Raw genomic sequence first — 25851 nt, forward strand, 5'->3', positions numbered from 1 at the left:
CCTCAGGGCTTATAGTTCGGGTCCCGGAATTCCTCGAACTCGCCGGGGCGCGCGGGCGTGGGCGGAGCCGCCGGCCGCACCGCGTCCGGAGGAGACGGGAACGTCGGAGGCGCGGGATACACCGGCGGCGCGGGGAGGGCCGGCGTCGGCTGCGCGACTGCCTCCGGCTGGGGAGTCGCGCCCCCGGCATCCGACACGGAGAGCGGGTCGGCGGCGACCGGCGGCACGAACGGGGCGGCCGGTGCGGCAGCGGCCCGGAAGGCCGAGCGCAGCAGCTGGAAGCAGCCGAGCGCGCCGAAGAGCAGGGCCAGCCCGAAGTTCGGGAGGTAGGAGCCCGCGACGCCGGGGATCGACAGGATCTGCTGCAGCTGGGTCCAGAACTCGGGGGAGACGAGGGAGGAGAAGACGTCCTGTCCGGTCTGTGCGGTCCAGAAGTCGAGCACGTCGCTCACCACACCGGCGGCGAAGGCGAGAAGCAGGGTGACGATCGTGACGATGGCCACCCGCACCGCGCCCTGGCGGCCGAGCACGCCGGCGCCGAAACGGTAGAGCGCGATCGCGAGGAACGCGACACCGAATCCGACGATCGAGGCGACGAAACCGAAGCGCCACAGCACCACCCAGGCGACTATGCCGACCGGGATCGCGAGCAGCGAGAAGACGGTGCCTCTCGCGACGTTCTCGACGGGTGTGTCCTCGAATGCGTTGGTCACTGCTGTCTCCCCGGGTCTACGTGTTCCACCACGCTAGCGAGCGGCGGCCGATTAGTCGAGAGTAACTCCAATTCACCACGGAGAGTTGGACCGCGGCCGGGCGGGAATGAGTAAGAATGGAGCATGAGCTCCGTAGGCACCCCAGATCCCAATTCCGGCTGGCTGTCAGAGGAGGAGCTCGCTGAGACGCGTCGCCGACTTCCCCTGCTCTACGTCGAGGCGGTCCCCGTCCGGGTCGACGGCCTCGGCCGCGTCACCGAGGTCGGCATGCTGCTGCGGGCCTCGCCCGAGGGTGCCATCACGCGCACGCTCGTCTCGGGACGCGTCATGTACGGCGAGACCCTGCGCGATGCGCTGTTCCGCCACCTCGAGAAGGACCTCGGACCAATGGCCTTCCCGCTGCTTCCGGCTAGCCCCGTGCCGTTCTCGGTCGCCGAGTTCTTCCCGTGGCCGGGCGAGAGCCAGTTCACCGATGCCCGCCAGCACGCGGTCGCGCTCGCCTACGTCGTACCCGTCACGGGAACGTGCGACCCCCGCCAGGACGCCCTGGAACTGACATGGATGTCGCCGGCCGAGGCCGTCTCCGCCGACACGGTCGCGGACCTCGAGGGCGGTCGCGGTGCCCTGGTGCGCGCCGCACTCGCGTCGGTCGGCGTGCTGCCCTAACCGGTCACCCTCAGCGGGTTGAGCCTGTCGAAACCCTCACGCCGACAACCAAAAACGGCCCCCGCTTCCGCGGGGGCCGTTTTCAATTGTGGCTACCTAGCCCTGGGCGCGACGGCCCTGGCGACGCTCGCCGCCGGACTGCTCGGCGTAGCCGGAGTTGCCGCCGGTCGAGGTCGAGTAGGTGCGCGGTGCGGCGGCCGGACGGCCACCACCGGTTGCTCCGCCACGGCGGGCGCCGCCGGAGCGACCTCCGGCCGCGGGTGCACCGGCTGCTGCGGGGCGTCCGTTGCGGTCGCGACGGGGAGCAGCGTCGCCGCCACCCTCGCGGCCGGCGCGCTTGCGCTGCGCGTTGGCGCCCTGCGAGCGACCGCCCTGGCTCTGCCCGCGGACGGGCTCGGCGGCGCGGGGCTGCGGCTTGACGTACTCGGCGACCTCGCCGACGAGGGCGATGACGGCGGGCGAGTCGGCCGTGACGCGCTGCGGCGTGACGGTGATCGCGGCCTTGCGCAGGAGCTGCGCGGTGTCCTTGCGCTGTTCGGGCAGGACGAGCGTGACGACCTCGCCCTCCTTGCCGGCACGGGCGGTGCGGCCCGAGCGGTGCAGGTACGCCTTGTGCTCGGCCGGCGGGTCGACGTGGATCACGAGCTCGATGTCATCGACGTGCACACCGCGCGCCGCGACATCCGTGGCCACGAGGACGCGCGAGGTGCCGGCGGCGAACGCGGCGAGGTTGCGGTCGCGGGCGACCTGCGAGAGGTTGCCGTGCAGGTCGACGGCGGGGATGCCGGAATCGGTGAGCTGGCGGGCGAGCTTCTTCGCGTGGTGCTTGGTGCGCATGAACAGGATGCGACGGCCCTGGCCCGAGGCGAGCTTCTCGATGAGGAGACGCTTGGACTCGACCGAGTCGACCTCGAACACGTGGTGGGTCATGGCGGAGACGTGGCTGGTGGCCTCGTCGACCGAGTGCAGCACCTCGTTGTGGAGGTAGCGGCGCACGAGCTTGTCCACGCCGTTGTCGAGGGTCGCGCTGAACAGCATGCGCTGTCCGGTCGACGGGGTCTTGTCCATGATGCGGGTGACGACCGGCAGGAAGCCGAGGTCGGCCATGTGGTCCGCCTCGTCGAGGATCGAGATCTCGACCGAGTCGAGGTTGACGAAGCCCTGCTTCATGAGGTCCTCGAGGCGGCCGGGGCAGGCGACGACGATGTCGACACCGGCCTTGAGTGCCGCGACCTGGCGCTGCTGGCTGACGCCGCCGAAGATGGTGGTCGACTTGAGGCCGTACGCGTCGGCGAGTGGGGTCAGCGCGACGGTGATCTGCGTGGCGAGCTCACGGGTCGGCGCGAGGATCAGCGCGAGCGGACGGTTCGGGCGACGGCTTCCACCGGCGAGCTTGCCGCCGAGGCGGGCGACCATGGGGATGGAGAACGCGAGGGTCTTGCCGGAGCCGGTCTTTCCGCGGCCGAGGACGTCGCGGCCTGACAGGGTGTCGGGGAGCGTGTCGACCTGGATCGGGAACGGGGCGTCGATTCCCTGGGCGGCGAGAGCCGCGACGAGGGGAGCCGGAACGCCGAGCGCGGCGAAGGAGTTTTCAGACATAGGGGTGGTGGTGCCTTTCGGGCATCGGTGTGCACACCCCCGCGCAGCGAAGAGCTGTTTGGAGAGGTGCTTGGCGAAGGTGGCGATGGCCACATCCGTTCGCCGGAGAAAGTTTCTACGAGCTCAGTGCTTCTGATTGGCACATGAACGAGAAGAGTAAGCGTTCAACGACGCAGGGGATCCGTCATGGATCCGCAAGTGAGTTCAGGCTAGCACACGGGCTTTTCAGAACGCCGGATGCCGCGGCTCGGGCATCCGCCGGCCCCGGCCGCGGCATCCGCTCTGCCTAGTGGGCCCCGTCGTACCGCTCGCCCACGGGGATCTCGACGGCGACCCGGTTGCCGAGCGGTGCGAGCGGGCACGCCCACGCGGGGTCGTACGCGCACGACGGGTTGTAGGCGAAGTTGAAGTCGAGCACGAGGGTGTTCGGAGCGCCCGACGAGTTGAGCGAGGCGCCCTTGATCGAGTCGACGAGGTAGCGGCCGCCGCCGTAGGTTCCGCCGGGCTTGCCCGCGAGGGCGTCGCGCACCGGGATGAATATGCCGCCGCCGTAGGAGGCGAGCCGCCAGACGTCGAGCGTGCCGACCCCCGGGACGTCGGCGATGCCGAGCCGCTCGAACGGCACGACGCCGTCGGTGCCGGTCTCGAAGTCGAATCGCGCGGGCTCGGCCTCCTGGACCTCGACCTCGAAGCGCCAGTCGGGGTCGTAGGGGCGCGTGGGCAGGCCGGTGAAGACCGCGAGGTCGTCGGGCAGCAGCGGCGACGACGGGTGTTCTGCGAACAGCCGGTCGCGCTCGCGGCGCCAGAGGTCGTGGGCCGCGTACAGGTCCGTGGACTCGCGCACGGCGGCGTAGATGGCGAACACCTGGCGCCGCCAGTCGGCGACTTCGAAAGCGGTCATCTGCTCAGGCTAGTCGGCGGCCGCGACCCAGGTGCGGGTCATGCCGAGCACCGCGCCGCCGTCGAGATCGACGAGCTTGGTGCCCACGAAGGCGCTCGCACCGGCGGAGGTCTGCACCCGCAACGTCGGCGCCGAGGAGTCGAGCACGGCGACGACGGCGGCCGCGGCATCCGCCGACGACTGGGCGTTCGCGAACGACTGGCCGGAGCGCGCGAGGTAGGCGTCGAGCGCCGGGCCGTAGGCGCCCGCGTCGGCGACCATGGACGCGCGGTCGAGTCCGATGTTGGGCACGAAGTCGCTGGCGACCGCGCCCGGCTCGACGATGCTGACGCGCACGCCGACCGTCTCGGCCACGGGCGCGAGGGATTCGAGGAACCCCTCGACGGCGAACTTGGCCGCGCAGTACGCCTCGCTGAACGGCTGGCCGACCGCGCCGCCCACGCTCGACACGGTGACGACCCGGCCGCCGCTCGCCCGCAGGTGGGGCAGCGCCGCCTTCGTGACCGCGACGACGCCGAAGAAGTTGACCTCCATCACGTCGCGCACGGTGTCGAGCGATTCGTTCTCGATCGTGCCGACGTGCCCGGCGCCCGCGTTGTTGACGAGCGCGTCGAGGCGGCCGTGGGTGTCGACGACGCCGTCGATGCAGGCGGCGATCGAGTCCGCGTCGGTGACGTCGAGCTGCCGGATGTCGAGGGTGACACCGATCGCGCGGGCGGCGTCGCGCAGTCGGTGGGCCTTGGCGAGGTCGCGCATGGTCGCGACGACGGTGTGGCCGCCGCCGGCCGCCTGCACCGCGATTTCGAGGCCGATTCCGCTCGAGGAGCCGGTAATGAGGGTCACGGGAGATGTCATGTTCCCGAGGCTACGCCCGTGTCGGTGGGCGGGTGTTCAATGCGTGCCATGGACAAGATCGATTTCCGTGCGGAGAGGAAGGATCTGTACTCTCCCTCCTCCACCGCGTTCAGCGTCGTCGAGGTACCGAGGTTCGAGTTCTTCGCGGTGTCGGGTCGAGGAGACCCGAACTCCAGCGCCGAGTACGCCGACGCCGTGGCCGCGCTCTACTCGGTCTCGTACGCCGCGAAGTTCGCGAGCAAGCGGGTGTTCGAGCGCGACTACGTCGTCGCGCCGCTCGAGGGGTTGTGGCCGATGTCCGCCCGGAGCCTGCCGAAGAGTGAGTGGACCTGGACGATGCTGCAGCGTCAGCCCGACTGGCTGACCGCCGAGGTGCGTGAGCACGCGCTCGAGGCCGCACGCACCAAGCAACTCGCGGCCGTCGACCGGGTGCGCTTCGAGGTGATGACCGAGGGGCTGAGCGTGCAGATCCTGCACGTCGGCCCGTACGACGACGAGGCGCCCACGATCGCTCGGCTGCACGACGAGTACCTGCCGCAGCAGGGCTATGTCGAGAACGGCGAGCACCACGAGATCTACCTCAGCGACGCCCGACGGGTGGAGCCGGCGAAGCTCACGACCGTGCTGAGGCAGCCGGTTGCTGTCGCGTCGTGACTACGCGGGCAGGCGCCACGATGCCGCGAGCCGGCGGATCGCGATACCGCGCCACTGCCAGAAGCCCCAGTAGGCGACCCACATCAGCGGGGTGAGCAGTCCAGCCGAGAATTCCAGCTGGTCGCGGTAGAGCGTGCGCCCGTCGGGCTGCGCCGAGACCGCCATCCGGTGGTGCCACGACGTGGTGAGGGTGAGCGGCCAGGTGAGCCCACGGCCGGTGTCGTGCACGATACGCACGAGCACGGGGTTCTCGTGCCGGCCGTGCACGTGGTCGAGGCGCTCCTCGGTGTGGATGTCGATGATCTGCTCGCCGACGGCGATCAGCCCGAGCGGCTTCATGGCGACGCGGTGTTCGCCGTCGCTCCAGGTGTCGGTGTACCCGCCGGGGTCGAGCGACTCGAACGCCACCAGCGGGGCTGAGACCTGCTGGAACACCGCCGGGCTACGCAGCGCGTGCCACGCCGCATCCGGCTCGCAATCGAGCACCATCTTCAGCAGAACTCTCATGGCTCCAGTGTGGTCCTCGGTTAGGCTTTTGCGGTGCCAACACCCCACGGACAGTCCCAATACCAGGTTCGCTTCGACTGGGGCATCCCCGGCGCCTCGGCCATCGGCGGCGACGCCGACGTCGTCGTCTGGGTCGACCAGCTCGGGTTCGACGCCTCTGGTTCAGGCACCGACGATCTCGAACTGCCCGAGGGCGGCGTGGTGCTCGGCACCATCCAGTGCCGCCGCGCGCTCGCCGACTGGGCGCTCGGGCGGCAGGGCGACCTCGGCGACCGGTTCACGATCGCGGTCGTCGCCGCCGGGGAGCCGCGCGACGACGGCAGCCTGCGGTTCGCGGTCGAGGACCTGCTCGCGGCCGGTGCCGTGATCGACGCGCTCGCCGACGTGGGCATCGACTACTGCTCTCCGGAGTCGGCGGCCGCGGCATCCGCCTATACCGGCCTCGTCAACGCCACGAGCCATCTCATCTCGTCGTCGGCGAGCGGCCAGGCCCTCGGGCGACCGTCGATCTCGCTCGACCCGGTCGACGAGATCGTCGTACTGCGGGAATTCGCCGCGAGCGCCTGACGTTTTCACCTCTACATCCGATCTAAGGAGCGCATCATGAAGGCAGTACTGGGCGACGTTGTTCTCGCCGAATCCCCCAAGGAAGACCTCATCTCGATCGAGGGCAACTGGTACTTCCCGCCGTCGAGCGTGAAGACCGAGCTGCTCGTCGAGAGCGCCACCCCGTACCACTGCCCGTGGAAGGGCGACTGCCAGTACTTCTCCGTGAAGGACGGCGACACTCTGCTGCAGGACCGCGCGTTCAGCTACCCCGACCCGATCCCGACCGCGTTCGACCGTGTCGGCAAGGACTTCTCGGGCTACGTCGCGTTCTGGAAAGAGGTCAAGGTCGTCGACTAGTCCCGTAGTCTGCCCGGATGACGGTGGTTGCACCGTCGCCGGGCCGACCAGGGGGCACCATGACGACGACCGACACACCGCGACGCTCGCTCGGGGTGCGCCTCTTCTGGACGCCCGTCGTGATCATCGCCCTCGTCGGGATCGCGTTCGCGGTCTGGGCGATCGCGCCGTTGGTCGAAGACGACCACGGCGTGGTGGGGCTCGTCATCTACACGGCGGTCGGTGCAATGGTCGGCGCGGGTCTCGGCGTGATCGTCGGACTCAGCGCGCTGCTCGGCAACTACCTCGCCTTCGCGAGCGTCGCCACGACCCCGGCGCGTTTCGTCGGCGTCAGCCTCGCGGCGGGCAGCTCGGTCGCGCTCGCGGGCTACGTGATGCTGGTATTCGCCGGGGCGGTCGAGCCCTTCGGCTGGATCATCGTTGCGCTCGCCGTGGTGCTGCCGGTGGTGCTGTGCGTGGGCATCAGCCGCTGGGCGCGGGCAGCCGGGTAACTCAGAGCCGGCGCGTCGAGATCTCCAGCAGCCACGGACCCTCGGCGCGGTTCCACGCGAGCACGTCCTCGACGTCGTCGTAGTCGCACTCCTGAAGTTCGAGCACGGCGGCCCAGGCGCGGCAGAGGGCGACAGGGTGCGTTGTCTCCGCCGTGGGGGTGCCCGTGATCAGGATGTCGCGGCCCTCGACCTGCACGGTCCATTGCAGTGGCGCGAGTCCGTCGACGAGCCCGGCCGTTGCCACGGCGCTGGCGATCGACGAAGCCATCATTCCGTGAACCCATCCGTCCGACTGACCGTCGTGGTGAATCCCGATGTCTCCGACTGACACAGTTATCCCCTCTCGAGTACGACGAGTGGCGACCAGGGTCTGGGGTTACCGTGCCTCCACGATACGACCATTGACAGGTGTCGTGAAAAAAATCTCGTGAGCGGATGTAGCGATTCAGCGGGCGTTCGCGCGATGCGTGCGCACCTTGGCGCGGTTGCCGCAGCGCTTCATCGAGCACCAGCGGCGGTTGTTCGAGCGCGACTCGTCGTAGAAGACGAGTCCGCAGTCGTCGGCGGCGCACTCGCGGATGCGCTCCTGCCGCTCGGGGGCGAACAGTTCGACGGCCTCGCGGGCCATCGCCGAGAGCGCCTGTCCGGCGCGAGCGTTGGCGCGGCCGGCCTGGCGGGTGCCCCCGGCCAGTGTGGGCGGGATATCGGGCGTGGCCGCGAAGAGGTTGATCACGTCGACGTCGGCCGCGGCGGGCCCCTCGCCCCGGCTGGCCGCGAACGCGCTGCGGGCGATCACCGCGCGCAGCGCGACGCCGTCGGAGAGGTCGCGCTCGCTCGCCTCGGTGTGGACACCGGGGAAGCGGCCCTCGAGCCAGGCGGCGAGGTCGTCGGGGGTATGCAGGATCTCCCACGCGGGGTTGTCGCCCATTGCGCCGGTGTAGGCGAAATCGAGCGATACCGCTCCGGAATCGAACCACCACTGGTGGCCGTCGCTCGAGCGGAACCACTGGCCAGTAGGTTTCGGTGACTGCACGGTAACCAATATAGTGGGTTACATGAATTCCGCCCCAGACCAGACTCCCCAGCCTACAGGCTCCAAGAAGGATGCCGGTTGGGAAGTCGGAGTGCGCGAGACGGTGGACACCCCGCTGCCCGTCGTGTGGCAGTTCCTCGTCAGCCGCGGCATCCCGATCTGGCTCGGAACCGGCGAGTTCCGTGGCGTCAAGGGCTTCAAGTACACGATGGCCGACGGCGTCGCGGGCGAGGTTCTCGTCTACACCGAGGGCTCGAAGATCCGCGTCACCTGGCGTCCCGACGACTGGCCGCACGACACCGTGCTGATGCTCAGCGTCAAAGAGGTCGAGGCGGGGACCACGATCGCCATCCACCACGAGCAGCTGGCCGACCGCGACGAACGCCGCATGATGCTCGGCCACTGGAAGAACGTCGTCGCCGACCTGGCCGCCACGTTCCGCTAGTCGCTGCATTCCGCCGGCCGCTGCTTTTTCTCGGCGCTACCGCCGCGCCCAGCTGATCGCGTTCGCGAGGTCGAAGCTGCGCGAGCACTTGCCGCAGGCGAGCAACCGCTTCGGCTGCCGGTACCCGTAGTGGATGTGGCCCCTCGGGCAGGTGCCGACCCACGGAGCGAGCTCGTCGGCGATCGCCCCGTCGTGCAGTCGTTTGCCCTCGTAGCCGAGTTCGGCCGCGGTCGCCTTCCAGCGCTCGCCGTGCCCGGCCCGCGAACCGGCCATCGCGTGGGCCACCTCGTGCAGCAGCACCTGGTGGATCTCGTCGTCCTCGTAGCGCGCCGCGAGGTACTTCGACACCGAGATGCGCTTGGTCGTGTAGTTGCACAGGCCCGCGCGGGTTTTCGCGTTGTCGAACCCGAAGGTCCACACGCTCGGATCGAGGTGCAGCGCGATCAGGGCGTCCGCCCACTGTCGCACTCGTACTAGTTCAGCCACCTGACGAAACTAGCTCCCGGCACCGTCGATAAAGGTCTCGGTGATCTGGATGGCGATCATCGCGGCATCCACCTCGTCTGGGGAGGACTTGATGCGAACGTGCACCTTCAGGGCGTCGCTGAAGTCGCGGCGCGCGGCGTCGTAGTCCTCCATGTCGAAGTTCACGCGGCCGCGCTGCTGCAGCGCGAAGGCTTCGGTCGCCGACCAGTCGTGGGCGTGCGCCTCGTTGACGCAGTCGGTGAGGTCGGCGAGGGCCGGCTCGAGCTTGCCGAGAGCCTGCTGTACCTGGGCGCGGCGCACGCGGGCGAGGGCGAGCATCTCGCGGTCGCCGCCGAACCGCGCCTGGCGCACGGCCTGGTTCGCGATGTCCCATGCCTCGTCGAGCTTTCCGGCGAGACGGAGGAGTCCGACCTTCTCGTCGAGGGCCGCAGCGCTGCGGAGCTCGCCGAGTTCCTCGAGGCGTTCCTCGAGAGCGACAGGGTCGACCTGTTCGCGAAGGGTGGTGGGGTCGTAACCCAAAACGATTGCCACGGGGGATGTCCTTAGGTTCACTTGCGACTCAAGGTTAACCCGGCGCGACCGTTCCGAGCGGCACCTCGATCAGCTTGTCGTCACCCTCCTGCACCGATCCGCGGCCGTCCGTGTTGCTCGTGAGCATCCAGAGCGTGCCGTCCGGGCCCGGCGTCACGTCGCGGATCCGGCCGTACACGCCCTCGAACCACGGCTGTGTCGCGACCCCGTCGGCCGTCGTCACCGACCAGAGCCGCTGCCCCTTGAGTGCCGCGAGGTAGAAGGCACCCCGGGTGAATGCCAGCCCGCTGGGGCTCGCGTCGTCTGTACCCCACTGCGCCACCGGGTTGGTGAAAGCCGGGTCGGATGCCACGCCCTCCACGACAGGCCAGCCGTAGTTGGCCTCCGCCTCGATGGCGTTCAACTCGTCCCAGGTGTCTTGGCCGAATTCGGCCGCCCACAGCTGGCCGCTGTCGTCCCACGCGATGCCCTGCGGATTGCGGTGGCCGAGCGAGTAGACCAAGGTCCCCGTGAACGGGTTGTCGTCGGGCGCGGCGCCGGCGGGCGTCATCCGGAGCACTTTGCCGTTTAAGGAGTCGGGGTCTTGGGCCGCGTCGCGCACGCTGGCGTCGCCGGTCGTGGCGTAGAGCATGCCGTCGGGCCCGAAAGCGATGCGTCCGCCGTTGTGGTTGCCGGCCTTGGTGATGCCGGTGAGGATCGGCTCCGCGGCACCGATCGCGTACGCGCCCGGTTCGCCGCCGAGGGGCATGCGCACGATGCGGTTGTCGTCGGCACCGGTGAAGTAGGCGTAGAGCCAGAGGCCGGCCCCTGAGCGTGTCGAAGGGCTCGTCCCATCGCCCGCACTCTCCGCCCCCAGCACCGCGAGCCCGAGCAGGCCGCCCTCGCCGCCCGGCACCACGCCCGCGACCTCGCCGACCACACGCACTGAGCCGTCCGCGGTGATCTCTTTCACGAGGGCGGTGTCGCGCTCGCTGACGAGGGTCGATCCGCTCGCGAGCCGCGCGATGGACCACGGCGACGTCAGCCCCGTGGCGATGACGACGGGGTCGCCCGACGGGAGCGCGAGCGGCTCGGCCGTGGCGGTCGGCGTGCCCGTGCCGGTCGGCACCGGAGCCGGTTCGCCCGCCGGCTGCGTCGCGCATCCGGCGAGCAGCGCCGTCACGCCGAGAATCGCGGACAATCGCGCGGCGGTGGTGTGCCGTGTGCTGTTCCGTCCCGCCGAGTCCATGTTCCAGTCTCTCCCGGGCATCCGGGAGAGACAACTGTCGTGGCGGGTGGCCCCTACGGGCGCACCTGGAAGATGCTCTTCGCGGGCGGCGGCGACTGGATGGCGGTGGCGTCCGTGACGATGGGTGCTCCGGCGATGAAGTCGCGCAGCTCGGCCCCGGCCACGACCTTCGACGGGTGCGGGCCGCCGGCCAAGAGCCGCGGCATCCATTCGAGGGGCAGGGGAGTCTGTGACCCGACGAGCACGACATTGCCGAACCGGCGGCCCTTGAGGATCTGGGTCTCGGCGAGCACGGCGACATCGGCGACCACCGAGGCGAGGGTCGATGTCTGGCCGCGGGCGAAGGCGAGGCCGGGTCCGTCGGCGACGTTGACCAGCACGATGCCGTCCTTCGACAGCAGCGAGACGGCCGACTCGTAGAACTCGAGGCTCGTGACGTGCGCCGGCGTGCGGGCGCCGCTGAAGATGTCGATCACCAGGAGGTCGACCGAACCGCGGAGGCCGGGCGGGAACTTGCCGACGACCTCCCGGGCGTCGCCGTGACGCACGCGGATCTGCGCCCGGGGCGACCACGGCAGGTTCGCACGCACGAAGTCCACGAGGTCGCTCTCGATCTCGACCACCTGCTGCCGCGAACCGGGACGCGTGGCCTCGATGTAGCGCGGCAGGGTGAACGCGCCGGCACCGAGGTGCACGGCCGTGATCGGCTGGCCCGGGTCGCCGATCTGGTCGATCACGTGGCCCATGCGCTGGATGTACTCGAAGAACAGCTCCGAGGGGTCGTCGATGTTCACGTGGGACTGCGGCGTGCCGTCCACCACGAGGGTGAACGATCCGGGAACCCAGCGGTCGGGTTCGATCACGGCGCGGTAGCCGCTGTGGGCCAGCACGATCGACGGGAGTTCTTGCATGTGATGAGCCTACGGCGGGCCGCGGGATCAGGAGACGGGAGGGCGCTCCGCCAGGACCTCGTCGATCAGGCGGATGCACTCGGCCAGCCGCTCCTCGCGGTTGCCGCGCACGAACTGGCCGCGCTCGCCGTGGATCAGCAGCTCGTCGACGAACCACTGCGTCATCGTCGCGCGGAACTGCTCTCCGTCACGAATACCGTCCTGCTGGAACTCCACGTCGCGGTGGTCGGTGAGCAGGTAGAGGGCGCGCGGCGGGAGGTCCGGCAGGGCGTCACGGGCCGCCGTCGATTCGTTGCCGAGGTAGCGCCGCTCCCAGATCTGGGTGGCGAGAGCATCGGTGTCGCAGAAAAGAACGGGCGAACCAGCGGATGCCGCGGCGTTCTCTAATCTCTGCTGCTCGAGTGCGATCACCGCGAAGTCCTCGCTGGTCCAGTCGGCGCTGCGGAATTCGGCGTCGTCTTCCCAGCCGATGCCGAGCTCGGCGATTTTGGCGACCGTGTAGTCGCGCCCGTACTCGGAGACCCAGAGGGTGTTCGCCCAGACGCCGCCGCGCGAGCGGTAGTGCTGCACCAGATCCTGCGTGAGAGTGGTCTTGCCCGTGGACTCGGCTCCGACGAGGATGACGCGTGCCGTCAGCTTCTCCCGTTCCCGGGGAAGCAGCGAATCCCAGCCGGAATAGGGGTCTGGCGCGGTCATTCCTTAGAGCTCCGTGGGTCTTATAGCCGAATCCACGATTGTGGTCAAGGAATAGCTAGACAAGGACGGTTGTTTCGTCCTATAGTTGTTCTTTGCGCTCCCAGACAACCATGCAGTCATATTGTGGACAGTTGGTGCGCCCCGAGTATAGCGGCGGGGTAGGCCTTCAGAGGCCCTGGTGAGCTTTTCATTACCGACAGTCGGTTTTTTACCGGCATAAGGCCCGACGGGGTCCACGGAGGTTATTTCCTTGGCTGCTGCGCGCAACGCGTCCACCAAAAAGTCCACTAAGAACGGCCGCACCGCATCGCGTGTGTCGTTCGCAAAGATTACCGACACGCTGACGGTTCCCGATCTGCTCGCATTGCAGACCGAGAGCTTCGACTGGCTCGTCGGAAACGACATCTGGAAAAAGCGCATCGAGGAAGGTCTGGCCCAGGGCCGCACCGACCTCCCCACGCGCTCTGGTCTCGATGAGATCTTCGAGGAGATTTCTCCGATCGAAGACCTCGGCGAAACCATGCAGCTGTCGTTCACCGGCCCCGAGCTCGAAGAGCCGAAGTACACGATCGACGAGTGCAAGGAACGCGGCAAGACCTACGCGGCTCCTCTCTACGTCAACGCGGAATTCATGAACCACCTCACCGGTGAGATCAAGACCCAGACGGTCTTCATGGGCGACTTCCCGCTCATGACGATCAAGGGAACCTTCATCATCAACGGCACGGAGCGCGTCGTCGTCTCCCAGCTGGTTCGTTCTCCCGGTGTCTACTTCGACCGCACCCCCGAGAAGCTGTCCGACAAGGACATCTACTCCGCTCGCATCATCCCGAGCCGTGGTGCATGGCTCGAGTTCGAGATCGACAAGCGCGACCAGGTCGGTGTCCGCATCGACCGCAAGCGCAAGCAGAGCGTCACGGTGTTCCTCAAGGCCCTCGGCCTGACGAGCGAGCAGATCCTCGAGGAGTTCAAGGGCTTCCCGTCGATCGAGCTCACCCTCGAGAAGGACAACATCCTCACGAAGGAAGAAGCCCTCAAGGACATCTACCGCAAGCTCCGTCCCGGCGAGCAGGTTGCCGCCGAGGCCGCGCGTGCGCTCCTCGACAACTTCTACTTCAACTCGAAGCGTTACGACCTCGCGAAGGTGGGTCGTTACAAGATCAACCGCAAGCTCGGCATCGACGCTCCGCTGTCCGACTCGGTACTGAGCCTCGAGGACATCCTCGCGACCATCAAGTACCTCGTCTCGCTGCACGACGAGTCCGCCCCCAACGTCACGGTGCACGACAACAGCCTGTCGACCGTCAAGGGCGTTCGCGACGGCAAGAAGGTCGACGTCCGTCTCGACGTCGACGACATCGACCACTTCGGCAACCGTCGCATCCGCGCGGTGGGCGAGCTCATCCAGAACCAGGTCCGCACCGGTCTCTCCCGCATGGAGCGCGTCGTCCGCGAGCGCATGACCACGCAGGACATCGAAGCGATCACCCCGCAGACCCTGATCAACGTGCGCCCCGTCGTCGCTGCGATCAAGGAGTTCTTCGGTACCTCGCAGCTCTCGCAGTTCATGGACCAGAACAACCCGCTCGCGGGTCTGACCCACAAGCGCCGCCTGTCGGCTCTTGGCCCGGGTGGTCTGTCGCGTGAGCGTGCAGGCGTCGAGGTCCGAGACGTCCACCCCTCGCACTACGGCCGCATGTGCCCGATCGAGACCCCGGAAGGCCCGAACATCGGTCTGATCGGTTCGCTCGCATCGTTCGCACGCATCAACGCGTTCGGATTCATCGAGACGCCGTACCGTCGTGTCGTCAATGGCAAGGTCACCACCACCATCGACTACCTGACCGCGAGCGAAGAGGACGACTACATCGTCGCCCAGGCAAACGCTCCGCTCACCGCCGACGCCCACTTCGCCGACCCTCGCGTGCTCGCACGTAAGAAGGGTGGCGAGGTCGACCTCATCCCCGTCGAGACCATCGGTTACATGGATGTCTCGCCGCGCCAGATGGTGTCCGTCGCAACGTCGCTCATTCCCTTCCTCGAGCACGACGATGCAAACCGCGCACTCATGGGTGCCAACATGCAGCGCCAGGCTGTCCCGCTGCTCCGCAGCGAGAGCCCGCTCGTCGGAACCGGTATGGAGGGCTACGCGGCTATCGACGCCGGCGACGTGCTCACCAACGAGAAGGCCGGTGTGGTCGCCGAGGTTTCGGCCGACGTCATCGTCGTCCAGCTCGACGAGGGCGGAACGCAGGAGTACTACCTGCGCAAGTTCGACCGCTCCAACCAGGGCACCAGCTACAACCACCGGGTCATCGTCAACGCGGGCGACCGCGTCGAGGTCGGCGAAGTGCTGGCTGACGGTCCCGCGACGGAGAACGGCGAGCTCGCGCTCGGCAAGAACCTCCTCGTCGCGTTCATGCCGTGGGAGGGTCACAACTTCGAAGACGCGATCATCCTGAGTCAGAACCTGGTGAAGGACGACGTCCTCTCCTCGATTCACATCGAAGAGTACGAAGTCGACGCCCGCGACACGAAGCTCGGCAAGGAAGAGATCACCCGCGACCTCCCGAACGTCAGCCCGGAACTCCTGGCCGACCTCGACGAGCGTGGAATCATCCGTATCGGTGCAGAGGTTCGCCCCGGCGACATCCTCGTCGGAAAGGTCACGCCGAAGGGCGAGACCGAGCTTTCCGCCGAAGAGCGCCTGCTGCGCGCCATCTTCAACGAGAAGAGCCGCGAAGTGCGCGACACCTCGCTGAAGGTTCCCCACGGTGAAGAGGGCACGATCATCGCCGTCAAGGAGTTCTCCGCGGAGAACGACGACGAGCTCGGCTCGGGCGTCAACCAGCGCGTTGTCGTCTACATCGCCCAGAAGCGCAAGATCACCGCTGGTGACAAGCTCGCCGGCCGTCACGGCAACAAGGGTGTTATCTCGAAGATCCTTCCGGTCGAGGACATGCCGTTCCTCGCCGACGGAACTCCGGTCGACATCATCCTGAACCCGCTCGGTATCCCCGGCCGCATGAACTTCGGCCAGGTCCTCGAGACCCACCTCGGGTGGATCGCGAAGCAGGGTTGGGACATCGACGGCAAGCCGAAGTGGGCCGAGAAGATTTCGGATGAAGCACGCAGTGCAGCGCCCGGAACCAAGGTCGCCACCCCGGTGTTCGACGGTGCGCTCGAAGCCGAAATCGAAGGACTGCTCGACTCCACCACGCTCACGCGTGACGGAGAGCGTCTCATCGACTCCAGCGGTAAGACCCGCCTTTTCGACGGCCGCTCCGGCGAGCCGTTCCCGCAGCCTGTCTCCGTTGGTTACATGTACATCCTCAAGCTGCACCACCTTGTCGACGACAAGATCCACGCACGCTCGACGGGTCCGTACTCGATGATCACGCAGCAGCCGCTCGGTGGAAAGGCGCAGTTCGGCGGACAGCGCTTCGGTGAGATGGAAGTGTGGGCTCTCGAGGCCTATGGAGCCGCGTACGCGCTCCAGGAGCTTCTCACCATCAAGTCCGACGACATCCTCGGCCGCGTGAAGGTTTACGAGGCCATCGTCAAGGGCGAGAACATCCAGGAGCCCGGTATTCCGGAGAGCTTCAAGGTTCTCATCAAGGAGATGCAGTCACTGTGTCTGAACGTCGAGGTTCTCTCGGCCGACGGATCCATCGTGAACCTGCGCGACACGGATGACGAAGTCTTCCGCGCCGCTGAGGAACTCGGCATCAACATCTCTACCCGGTTCGAGTCCTCGTCTATTGACGAGATCTAGACCGAACCCGACAACTACTTCAGTTATCTAAGAGAGAAGCTAAATTGCTCGAAGTTCACGCTTTTGACGAAATCAAGATTGGTCTCGCGACAGCAGACGACATCCGTCGTTGGTCGCACGGCGAGGTTAAGAAGCCAGAGACCATCAACTACCGCACCCTGAAGCCCGAGAAGGACGGTCTGTTCGGCGAACAGATCTTCGGACCCTCGCGCGACTGGGAGTGCTCCTGTGGCAAGTACAAGCGAGTCCGCTTCAAAGGGATCGTTTGCGAGCGTTGCGGCGTCGAGGTCACCAAGTCCTCCGTACGTCGCGAGCGCATGGGCCACATCGAGCTCGCCGCACCCGTAACGCACATCTGGTACTTCAAGGGCGTTCCGTCGCGCTTGGGCTACCTGCTCGACATGGCGCCGAAGGACCTCGAAAAGGTCATCTACTTCGCCGCGTACATGATCATCTCGGTCGACGTGGATGCACGTCACGAGGACATGCCCGGCCTTGAGAACGAGCTCCGCCTCGAGATCAAGACCCTCGAAGGCCAGCGCGATGCCCGCATCGCCGACCGCCTGGGCAAGCTCGAGGAAGACCTGGCTGCCCTCGAGGCAGAGGGCGCCAAGAGCGACCAGAAGCGTCGCACCAAGGACGCCGCCGAGAAGGAGATGGGACAGGCCCGCAAGTCGTTCGACGAGCAGATCGCCCAGCTCGAGCGCGTGTGGGATGACTTCCGCAGCCTCAAGGTCGGCGACCTCAAGCCGGAGGACGCTGTCTTCCACGACCTGCAGGACCGTTTCGGAACCTACTTCGAGGCCTTCATGGGCGCCGAGGCAATCCAGAAGCGCCTCCAGGCCTTCGACCTCGCCACCGAGAGCGTCGACCTGCACGACCAGATCGCCAACGGCAAGGGCCAGAAGAAGATCCGCGCGATCAAGCGACTGCGCGTGGTCAACTCCTTCCTCCAGACCGGCAACTCGCCGGCCGCCATGGTGCTCGAAGTCGTCCCGGTCATCCCGCCCGAGCTGCGCCCGATGGTGCAGCTCGACGGTGGTCGCTTCGCGACATCCGACCTCAACGACCTCTACCGTCGTGTGATCAACCGCAACAACCGCCTTCGTCGTCTGCTTGACCTCGGTGCCCCCGAGATCATCGTGAACAACGAGAAGCGCATGTTGCAGGAGGCCGTTGACGCGCTGTTCGACAACGGTCGTCGTGGTCGCCCCGTCACGGGTACCGGCAACCGCGCCCTGAAGTCCCTGAGCGACATGCTCAAGGGAAAGCAGGGTCGTTTCCGCCAGAACCTGCTCGGAAAGCGCGTCGACTACTCCGGCCGTTCGGTGATCATCGTGGGACCGCAGCTCAAGCTGCACCAGTGTGGTCTCCCGAAGCAGATGGCTCTCGAGCTGTTCAAGCCGTTCGTGATCAAGCGCCTCATCGACCTCAGCCACGCTCAGAACATCAAGAGCGCCAAGCGCATGGTCGAGCGTTCGCGCCCGCAGGTGTGGGATGTCCTCGAGGAGATCATCCGCGAGCGCCCCGTGCTGCTGAACCGCGCACCTACCCTTCACCGCCTGGGCATCCAGGCCTTCGAGCCTCAGCTCGTCGAGGGCAAGGCGATTCAGCTTCACCCGCTCGTGTGTGCCGCGTTCAACGCCGACTTCGACGGTGACCAGATGGCAGTCCACCTGCCGCTGTCCGTCGAGGCGCAGGCCGAGGCCCGCGTGCTCATGCTCGCGTCGAACAACATCCTCAAGCCGTCTGACGGTCGCCCGGTGACCCTGCCCACACAGGACATGATCATCGGTCTGCACCACCTGACCACGCTCAAGGAAGGCGCTGCAGGCGAAGGCCGTGCGTTCTCGTCGATCTCCGAGGCGATCCTCGCGTTCGACCAGCACTCGCTCGACCTCAACGCCAAGGTGCGTATCCGTCTCGAGAACCTCCACTTCGCCGAGGGCGAAGCACCCGAGGGCTTCGAGCAGGGCGACAAGGTTCTGCAGCACACCACGCTGGGCCGCGCGATCTTCAACGAGACCCTGCCGGCCGACTACCCCTACATGGAGGCAGTCGCCGACAAGGGACAGATCTCCGCGATCGTCAACGACCTCGCCGAGCGCTACCCGAAGGTGGAGGTCGCAGCAGCACTCGACCGCATCAAGGACGCCGGTTTCCACTGGGCTACCCGCTCCGGTGTGACCGTCGCGCTCTCCGACATCCTGACGCCGCCGAACAAGCGCGACATCATCCAGGGCTACGAGAAGCAGGCCACCAAGGTTCAGGACCAGTTCGAGAAGGGTCTGACGACAGAAGCAGAACGTCGTCAGGAGCTCATCGAGATCTGGAACAAGGCAACCGCCGAAGTCGCCAAGGCGATGGAAGACAACCTGCCCGACGACAACAACATCAACCGCATGGTGTCGTCCGGTGCGCGTGGTAACTGGATGCAGGTCCGCCAGATCGCCGGTATGCGTGGTCTCGTGTCGAACCCGAAGGGTGAGATCATCCCTCGCCCGATCGTTAACAGCTACCGTGAAGGCCTCTCCGTGGCCGAGTACTTCATCTCGACTCACGGTGCCCGTAAGGGTCTGGCTGACACCGCACTGCGTACGGCTGACTCGGGATACCTCACCCGTCGTCTCGTGGACGTCTCGCAGGATGTCATCATCCGCGAAGACGACTGCGGTACGTCGAAGGGTCTCGACATGCCCATCGCCGCACAAGACGCGACCGGCGCCTGGATCCTCGACAGCAACGTCGAGAACTCGGTCTACGCTCGCAGCCTCGCGACCGCAGCAGTCAACGACAAGGGCGAAGTCATCGCAGAGGCCGGAGCGGACGTCGGAGACGTCCTCCTCGACACCCTGCTCGCCGCTGGCGTTCACAACATCAAGGTGCGTTCGGTTCTCACGTGTGAGTCCGCCGTCGGTGTGTGTGCCGTCTGCTACGGCCGCTCGCTTGCGACCGGTCTTCTCGTCGACATCGGCGAGGCCGTCGGTATCATCGCGGCCCAGTCGATCGGTGAGCCCGGTACCCAGCTGACGATGCGTACCTTCCACACCGGTGGTATCGCGTCCGCTGACGACATCACCCAGGGTCTGCCCCGCGTCACCGAGCTGTTCGAGGCCCGTACCCCCAAGGGTGCGTCCCCGATCGCCGAGGCCGCTGGTCGCATCACCATCGAGGACACGGACCGTAGCCGCAAGCTCATCCTGACCCCCGACAACGGTGACGAGCCCGTCGCGTACCCGGTTCTGCGTCGTGCAACCCTCCTCGTCGAGGACGGCCAGCACGTAGAGCTCGGACAGCAGCTGCACATCGGTAACCTCGACCCGAAGGAAGTTCTTCGCGTCAAGGGTGTCCGTGCAGTCCAGCTGCACCTCGTCGACGGTGTCCAGGGCGTCTACCGCTCGCAGGGTGTGCCGATTCACGACAAGCACATCGAGGTCATTGTCCGCCAGATGCTCCGCAAGGTGACCGTGGTTGACCACGGTGACACCGGACTCCTGCCGGGTGAGCTCGTCGACCGCTTGAAGTACAACGAGCTCAACCGCGCTGTACTCACCGAGGGCAAGGCAACCGCCTCCGCTCGCCAGGAAGTGCTTGGTATCACCAAGGCCTCCCTCGCGACCGAGTCGTGGCTGTCGGCCGCTTCCTTCCAGGAGACCACCCGCGTTCTCACGCAGGCGGCCATGGAGGGCAAGAGCGACCCGCTCATGGGCCTCAAGGAGAACGTCATCATCGGAAAGCTCATCCCGGCCGGCACGGGTCTCCCGCGCTACCGCGATGTGTCTGTCGAGGCGACGGAAGAAGCCAAGGCCGAGCGTTACCCGAACCGCATCTTCACGGATGACTCGGTATTTAGCGAGGCAGACCTGAGCTTTGTCGACTTCGACACGTTCTCGTCTGACGATTACACCCCCGGTACCTACAACTAAGTAGTTAAGTAGTGCCACATGAAGGGCCCCTCACCACGGTGAGGGGCCCTTTGTGGTTTCCCGCGCGACTACTCTTTCTACAGATGCAGTCCCCACAAGGGACGCCTCGCAATGACGGGAGACAACCATGACCGCGTACGTATCGCTCTTCGACCTGCTCTCGGTGGGCATCGGCCCGTCGAGCTCGCACACCGTCGGACCCATGCGGGCGGCGCGCACCTTCGCCCTGCGCCTCGTCGATACCGGGATCATCGACGACGTGCGTTCGGTCACCTGCTCGCTCTTCGGCTCGCTCGGCGCCACGGGCATCGGGCATGGCACTCCCGACGCGGTGGTCGCCGGCCTCGAGGGACTCGATCCCGAGACCTGTGACCCGGTGCTGGTGCACGGCGCCTGGACGGGGCTGGCCGACAGCGGACGGCGTGTGCCGGTCGGGGCTGTTTCCGGCGCCCGGATGCTCGCACGAGCGTTGCCGAGAGGCACTCGCGAAACACTGCGGCTTGCCGGCACCCACGAGATCACCTTCCATCGTGACGACATCCAACTTGTCCCTCAGACGCGCCTGCCCGAGCACCCGAACGCCCTCACCCTCGCGGCCTGGGGCGACGACGCCGAGACCCCGCTGCTGAGCGAGACGTACTACTCGATCGGCGGCGGGTTCATCCGCCGCGAGGGCGAGGAGGCGAAGCTCGCCTCGCGCAAGCCACACCCGCTGCCGTTCGGCACGGCCGACGAGCTGCTCGCCATCTGCGCGCGCGACGGTATCGCGATCGACGAGGTCGCCTGGCGCAACGAGCTCGCGCTGCACCCCGACAGCGACATCGGCGCGCGTGTCGACGCGATCTGGGCCGCGATGGCGTCGTGCGTCGAGAACGGGCTGAACACGCCCGGCATGCTCCCGGGGCCGCTCGGCGTGAAGCGGCGCGCGTCGCTGCTGCGAGCCAAGCTCGAGGCCGACCTGCCGCGCATCGACCGCGAGCGGTCGGGGGAGTGGCTGCAGGCGTTCGCGCTGGCCGTCAACGAGGAGAACGCCGCGGGGGGCCGCGTCGTCACCGCGCCCACCAACGGTGCCGCCGGCATCCTGCCCGCGGTCGGCTACTACTACCTGCGCTTCGTGCCGGGCGCGAGTGCCGAGGGAATGCGCCGCTACCTGCTCACAGCGACCGCGATCGGCTCGCTGTTCAAGGCGAACGCGTCGATCTCGGGGGCGGAGGCCGGCTGCCAGGGCGAGGTCGGCTCGGCGTGCGCCATGGCGGCCGGAGCGCTCTGCGCGGTGCTCGGCGGCACACCCCAGCAGGTGGAGAACGCGGCGGAGATCGCGATGGAACACCACCTCGGCCTCACCTGCGACCCGGTCGGCGGCCTCGTGCAGATCCCGTGCATCGAGCGCAACGCGATCGCCAGCTCGACCGCGGTGAGCGCGGCCCGGCTCGCGCTGCTCGGCGACGGCACGCACGTGGTGAGCCTCGACACCGTCATCGAGACGATGCGGCAAACCGGAATCGACATGTCTACGAAGTACAAGGAGACAAGCGAGGGTGGCCTCGCTGTGAACGTGATCGAGTGCTGACACCCCGCGCCCCCCGGTAAGGGGTATGGTTATGCCTCTCTCAAAAGGTTACGTTTGCACTCTATTCTCGAGATGCCGCGCGGGGGGCCCACGGCATCCTTATTTTTGTGAGGTGATGCAATGGCAACCCTCACCGAAATTCTGATTCTGCGCGGAGTCGTCCCCATCGAAAATCTTGACTCCATCTCGGGTGCCTGGGGTGAAGACGAAGACGCCGTCAAGGCGCTCGTCGACAAAGGCATAGTCACCGAGGTGCAGGTTGCCTCGGCGCGTGCCGCCCAGGCCGAGCTGCCGTTCGTCGAGTTGATGGAGTTCCCGGTCGATCGAACGGCCGTCTCGCTCGTTCCCGCGGCCATGTGCCGGCGGTACCAGATCCTGCCGATCGGAATCATCGGCGACATCCTGACTCTGGCAATGGTCGACCCGGGTGACGTCTTCGCCATCGACGACGTGCGCGCCGCGGCCCGCATGCAGATCCGCCCTGTCGTCGCCGCGCCCAGCGACCTGCGCCAGGCGATCGACCGCTACCACCGCGCCGACGGCGAGCTGAGCGACCTCACCACCGCCCTCGAAGAAGAGAGCAGCACGACCGACGTCGTGATGGCGGGCGAGAACGACTCGATGGAAGACGACGCGCCCATCGTGCGTTTCGTCAACCTGCTGATCAGCCAAGGCATCCAGGACAAGGCGTCCGACATCCACATCGAGCCGGGCGAGCGCGAAGTGCACGTGCGCTACCGCATCGACGGCGTGCTGCACCAGATGCAGTCGGCGCCCAAGGCGATTCAGAACGGCGTCATCTCCCGCCTGAAGATCATGAGCGAGATCGACATCGCCGAACGACGCAAACCACAAGACGGCCGGATGTCGGTGACCCACGGTGGCCGGAAGATCGACCTCCGCGTCGCGACCTTGCCGACCGTCTGGGGCGAGAAGGTCGTTATGCGAATTCTCGACACCTCGTCGACGACCGTGTCGATGGACAACCTCGCGCTGCTGCCGCGCAACATGGCCGCGTACAAGTCGTCGTACACGAAGCCGTACGGCATGATCCTCGTCACCGGTCCGACGGGTTCGGGTAAGTCGACGACCCTGTACACGACCCTCGGCGCCGTGGCCCGGCCCGAGATCAACGTCATCACGGTCGAAGACCCGGTGGAATACCGCATGCCGGGCATCAACCAGGTGCAGGTCAACGCCAAGGCGGGCCTCACGTTCGCGTCGGCGCTGCGCTCCATCCTGCGTTCCGACCCCGACGTCGTGCTGATCGGTGAGATCCGCGACCACGAGACCGCGCAGATCGCCATCGAAGCGTCGCTCACGGGTCACCTCGTGCTCTCCACGCTGCACACCAACGACGCCCCGAGCGCCATCACGCGTCTCACCGAGATGGACATCGAGCCCTTCCTCGTCGGTTCCGCTCTCGATTGCGTCGTGGCCCAGCGTCTCGCGCGCCGCCTCTGCGACCGCTGCAAGGCGCCGTACCAGCACGACCCCGAGCAGCTCGCCGCACTGCGGTTCGCGTTCGACCCGAACCGCCCGCCGCCCACGCTGTACAAGCCGGTCGGCTGCACCAACTGCTCGAACACCGGATACCGCGGCCGCATCGCGCTGCACGAGGTCATGATGGTCACCGAGCAGATCGAACGCCTCGCCGTCGCCCGCGCCTCGAGCGCCGAGATCGGCAAGGTCGCCATGGAGCAGGGGCTCATCCCGCTGCGCTGGGACGGGTGGGCGAAGGTGCAAATGGGTCTGACGTCGGTCGAAGAGATTATGAGAGTGGTTGTCTAACGTGCCTACCTACGACCCCGACGGCGAACTGCCGCCGCCCCCGCCCTCGAACGCCTTCAACCCCGCGTCGTACCTGAACGCGCCGCCGCCCACCACACCGCCGGCGTCGTTCGGGAGCTACACGCAGCCCCCGCCCCCGCCCGGCTACGAGCAGCCGTTCGATCCGACGGGCTTCCCGCCGCCGTTCGCCGCCGCGGACCCCTCTGCCCCTCCTGTGCCCTTCGGCAGCGAGCAGAACTTCGACGCGGCCTTCGACCCGGCCGCGTTCGCGCCGCCGACCGGTGCCTACGAGACCACCTCGTACGACAGCGCCTTCGACCCGACCGCCTTCGCGGCCCCCGCCACCGACTACACCCAGGCGTTCGACCCCTCGGCATACACCCCGCCCACGTCGTACGACGAGGCTTTCGACCCGAACTCGTTCGCCGCTCCGCCGGCGCCGGCAGCGCCATCCTTCGAGGACGTCCTGTTCGCCCCCGTCGACGAGTCGGTTCCCGTCTTCGACACGTCGGCGTTCGACATGCCGGCCCCGACCGCGGCCGTGCCGCCGACGTATGAGGCGCCGATTCCCGAGGCGGCTGCCCCGGCAGCGCCCGCTTGGGAGGCTCCGGCCGCCGCCGCTGCTACTGCGTCGGCCGCTCCCGCCGCTCCTGCTGCTCCCGCGTGGGAGGCACCCGCAGCTACCGCTCCCGTCTGGGAGGCCCCGGCCCCGACTCCCGCCGTGCCGGCACCGGTTGCCTCCGCAGCGCCCGTCGCCGACCTGCAGCCGCCCGCCCCGGCCGTGCCGAGCTACACGCTGCCGATCCCGGTCGAGGCGCCCACCGAGGTGCTGCCGACCGCGGCCCCCGTCGTCGCGCCGGCTGCCACGTTGCCCAAACCCGCCGCGGCCCCCGTCGCATCCTCGATTCCGGGCGAATCGCTCGGCCGCCACGCGGAGCGCCCCGAGCCCACCTTCGATGCCAGCGCGCCCATCGTGCCAGCCACTCTGCCCCAAGAACTCGGCGTCGGCCAGGTCGGCAGCGACCTCGACCTCGTTGCCGCGCTCAACGCCGTCGTGCAGCTGCGCGCATCCGATCTCCACATCGGTGTCAACGCGGTGCCGATGATCCGCGTCGACGGCGGCCTGCGCCCCATCCCCGGTTTCGAGGAGTGGGACGCCGACAAGGTCATGACGGCCCTGCACAGCATCATGTCGCCCGAGCACCGCGACCTGTTCGCGAACGAGCTCGAGCTCGACTTCGCCTACACGCTCTCCGAGAAGTCGCGTTTCCGCGTCAACATCTACCAGCAGCGCAACGTGCTCGGCGCCGCCTTCCGACTCATCCCCACCGAGATCAAGCAGCTCGCCGCCCTCGGCATCCCCGAGCGCATCGGCAAGTTCGCCCAGCTGCCCCGCGGCCTCGTGCTCGTCACCGGGCCCACGGGTTCGGGCAAGTCGACGACTCTCGCCGCGCTCATCGACCTCGTCAACTCGACCCGTGCCGACCACATCGTGACGGTCGAAGACCCCATCGAGTTCATGCACGAGAACAAGAAGTCGCTCGTCAACCAGCGCGAGGTCGGCCACGACACGCACAGCTTCAACAACGCGCTCAAGCACGTGCTGCGGCAGGACCCCGACGTGATCCTCATCGGCGAGCTCCGTGACCTCGAGACCATCTCCGTCGCGCTGACCGCTGCCGAGACCGGCCACCTCGTCTTCGCGACCCTGCACACGCAGGACGCACCGCAGACGATCGACCGCGTCATCGACGTCTTCCCGCCCCACCAGCAGGACCAGGTGCGCGCCCAGCTCGCCGCCACCCTGCAGGGCGTCGTCTGCCAGACCCTGATCAAGAAGGCCCACGGCGAAGGCCGCGCGGTCGCGACCGAGGTGCTCATCACGACGCCCGCCGTCGCAAACCTCATCCGCGAGGGCAAGACGTACCAGATCCACTCGGCCATGCAGGCGGGTCGTGAAATGGGCATGCACACCATGGACCAGCATCTCGCCGACCTCGTCAACGCGCGCCAGATCACGCACCAGGCCGCGCACGAGAAGGCGCACGACCTCGAAGACCTCAAGCAGCTCATCTCTCGCAGCGAGGTGGGTGGCGGTGGCCAGGACTTCTCAGGCCAGGCATCCGGTATTAACTTCGACGACTCGTTCTCGAACAAGGGGGCCTGA

Annotated in this window: 23 protein-coding genes; 11 read left to right on the top strand and 12 right to left on the bottom strand. The window is 67.3% G+C overall.

What is annotated here, in order from left to right; genetic code table 11:
• Positions 1-2: 2 nt before the first annotated feature.
• Positions 3-713: a hypothetical protein gene (locus HD599_RS00515; RefSeq protein WP_184232645.1), complete on the bottom strand. Its 711-nt coding sequence runs from the start codon at positions 711-713 to the stop codon at positions 3-5.
• A gap of 123 nt (positions 714-836) precedes the next feature.
• Here HD599_RS00515 and HD599_RS00520 point away from each other — a divergent pair, with 123 nt between their 5' ends.
• Positions 837-1379 (top strand): NUDIX hydrolase family protein, encoded by a 543-nt coding sequence (locus tag HD599_RS00520; protein WP_184232647.1) that lies wholly within the window; start codon positions 837-839, stop codon positions 1377-1379.
• Positions 1380-1475: 96 nt separating this feature from the next.
• On the opposite strand, the gene HD599_RS00525 is transcribed toward HD599_RS00520, so the two are convergent.
• From HD599_RS00525 to HD599_RS00535, 3 genes are all read right to left on the bottom strand, one after another.
• Positions 1476-2978 carry a DEAD/DEAH box helicase gene (locus HD599_RS00525; protein WP_184232649.1) on the bottom strand — a complete coding sequence of 501 codons (1503 nt, stop codon included), beginning with the start codon at positions 2976-2978 and terminating at the stop codon, positions 1476-1478.
• Between the two features lie 286 nt (positions 2979-3264).
• The gene (locus tag HD599_RS00530; RefSeq protein ID WP_184232651.1) at positions 3265-3879 is read right to left on the bottom strand and encodes a DUF1684 domain-containing protein; all 615 of its coding nucleotides are present in this window, start codon (positions 3877-3879) and stop codon (positions 3265-3267) included.
• Between the two features lie 9 nt (positions 3880-3888).
• On the bottom strand, positions 3889-4734 hold the full coding sequence (locus tag HD599_RS00535; RefSeq protein WP_184232653.1) for an SDR family NAD(P)-dependent oxidoreductase: 846 nt from the start codon (positions 4732-4734) through the stop codon (positions 3889-3891).
• 48 nt (positions 4735-4782) lie between these two features.
• On the opposite strand from HD599_RS00535, the gene HD599_RS00540 reads away from it, so the two are divergent.
• A complete protein-coding gene (locus HD599_RS00540) occupies positions 4783-5388 on the top strand; it encodes a GyrI-like domain-containing protein (RefSeq protein WP_184232655.1) in 606 nt (201 codons plus the stop codon).
• On the opposite strand, the gene HD599_RS00545 is transcribed toward HD599_RS00540, so the two are convergent.
• Positions 5389-5895, bottom strand: a complete 507-nt coding sequence (locus HD599_RS00545; protein ID WP_184232657.1) for a hypothetical protein — start codon at positions 5893-5895, stop codon at positions 5389-5391. It lies immediately after the preceding gene.
• Positions 5896-5928: 33 nt separating this feature from the next.
• Here HD599_RS00545 and HD599_RS00550 point away from each other — a divergent pair, with 33 nt between their 5' ends.
• From HD599_RS00550 to HD599_RS00560, 3 genes are read left to right on the top strand one after another with little or no spacing between them, the layout of a single operon-like run.
• Complete coding sequence (locus tag HD599_RS00550; RefSeq protein WP_184232659.1) at positions 5929-6462, top strand: hypothetical protein; 534 nt, start codon at positions 5929-5931, stop codon at positions 6460-6462.
• 36 nt (positions 6463-6498) lie between these two features.
• Positions 6499-6801: a DUF427 domain-containing protein gene (locus HD599_RS00555; protein WP_184232660.1), complete on the top strand. Its 303-nt coding sequence runs from the start codon at positions 6499-6501 to the stop codon at positions 6799-6801.
• A gap of 59 nt (positions 6802-6860) precedes the next feature.
• Entirely contained in the window at positions 6861-7292 is a 432-nt protein-coding gene (locus HD599_RS00560) for a hypothetical protein (protein WP_184232662.1), read from the top strand.
• 1 nt (position 7293) lies between these two features.
• Here the strand turns inward: HD599_RS00560 and HD599_RS00565 are convergent, their stop codons facing one another.
• Together HD599_RS00565 and HD599_RS00570 are read right to left on the bottom strand one after the other, a co-directional pair.
• A complete protein-coding gene (locus HD599_RS00565) occupies positions 7294-7563 on the bottom strand; it encodes a hypothetical protein (RefSeq protein ID WP_184232664.1) in 270 nt (89 codons plus the stop codon).
• 174 nt (positions 7564-7737) lie between these two features.
• Positions 7738-8325: a CGNR zinc finger domain-containing protein gene (locus tag HD599_RS00570; RefSeq protein ID WP_343061812.1), complete on the bottom strand. Its 588-nt coding sequence runs from the start codon at positions 8323-8325 to the stop codon at positions 7738-7740.
• Positions 8326-8347: 22 nt separating this feature from the next.
• Here HD599_RS00570 and HD599_RS00575 point away from each other — a divergent pair, with 22 nt between their 5' ends.
• Positions 8348-8770: an SRPBCC domain-containing protein gene (locus HD599_RS00575; protein WP_184232666.1), complete on the top strand. Its 423-nt coding sequence runs from the start codon at positions 8348-8350 to the stop codon at positions 8768-8770.
• 36 nt (positions 8771-8806) lie between these two features.
• Here the strand turns inward: HD599_RS00575 and HD599_RS00580 are convergent, their stop codons facing one another.
• The 5 genes from HD599_RS00580 to HD599_RS00600 are packed head-to-tail and all read right to left on the bottom strand — an operon-like array spanning position 8807 to position 12622.
• Entirely contained in the window at positions 8807-9256 is a 450-nt protein-coding gene (locus HD599_RS00580) for a SprT-like domain-containing protein (protein ID WP_184232668.1), read from the bottom strand.
• A 9-nt stretch (positions 9257-9265) separates the two neighbouring features.
• A complete protein-coding gene (locus tag HD599_RS00585; protein WP_184232670.1) occupies positions 9266-9787 on the bottom strand; it encodes a YfgM family protein in 522 nt (173 codons plus the stop codon).
• A 34-nt stretch (positions 9788-9821) separates the two neighbouring features.
• Entirely contained in the window at positions 9822-11036 is a 1215-nt protein-coding gene (locus HD599_RS00590; RefSeq protein WP_246376058.1) for a PQQ-dependent sugar dehydrogenase, read from the bottom strand.
• A 32-nt stretch (positions 11037-11068) separates the two neighbouring features.
• Positions 11069-11926 (bottom strand): spermidine synthase, encoded by an 858-nt coding sequence (locus HD599_RS00595; protein ID WP_184232672.1) that lies wholly within the window; start codon positions 11924-11926, stop codon positions 11069-11071.
• A 27-nt stretch (positions 11927-11953) separates the two neighbouring features.
• A complete protein-coding gene (locus tag HD599_RS00600) occupies positions 11954-12622 on the bottom strand; it encodes an AAA family ATPase (RefSeq protein ID WP_184232674.1) in 669 nt (222 codons plus the stop codon).
• A gap of 250 nt (positions 12623-12872) precedes the next feature.
• Here HD599_RS00600 and rpoB point away from each other — a divergent pair, with 250 nt between their 5' ends.
• From rpoB to HD599_RS00625, 5 genes are all read left to right on the top strand, one after another.
• Entirely contained in the window at positions 12873-16397 is a 3525-nt protein-coding gene (gene rpoB / locus HD599_RS00605) for a DNA-directed RNA polymerase subunit beta (protein WP_184232676.1), read from the top strand.
• A gap of 44 nt (positions 16398-16441) precedes the next feature.
• Entirely contained in the window at positions 16442-20323 is a 3882-nt protein-coding gene (locus HD599_RS00610) for a DNA-directed RNA polymerase subunit beta' (protein WP_184232677.1), read from the top strand.
• 127 nt (positions 20324-20450) lie between these two features.
• The gene (locus HD599_RS00615) at positions 20451-21893 is read left to right on the top strand and encodes an L-serine ammonia-lyase (protein WP_184232679.1); all 1443 of its coding nucleotides are present in this window, start codon (positions 20451-20453) and stop codon (positions 21891-21893) included.
• A gap of 120 nt (positions 21894-22013) precedes the next feature.
• A complete protein-coding gene (locus tag HD599_RS00620; RefSeq protein WP_184232681.1) occupies positions 22014-23684 on the top strand; it encodes a GspE/PulE family protein in 1671 nt (556 codons plus the stop codon).
• A gap of 1 nt (position 23685) precedes the next feature.
• Positions 23686-25851 (top strand): type IV pilus twitching motility protein PilT, encoded by a 2166-nt coding sequence (locus tag HD599_RS00625; protein ID WP_343061813.1) that lies wholly within the window; start codon positions 23686-23688, stop codon positions 25849-25851.

The organism is Conyzicola lurida, assembly GCF_014204935.1.
GTDB classification, from domain to species: domain Bacteria; phylum Actinomycetota; class Actinomycetes; order Actinomycetales; family Microbacteriaceae; genus Conyzicola; species Conyzicola lurida.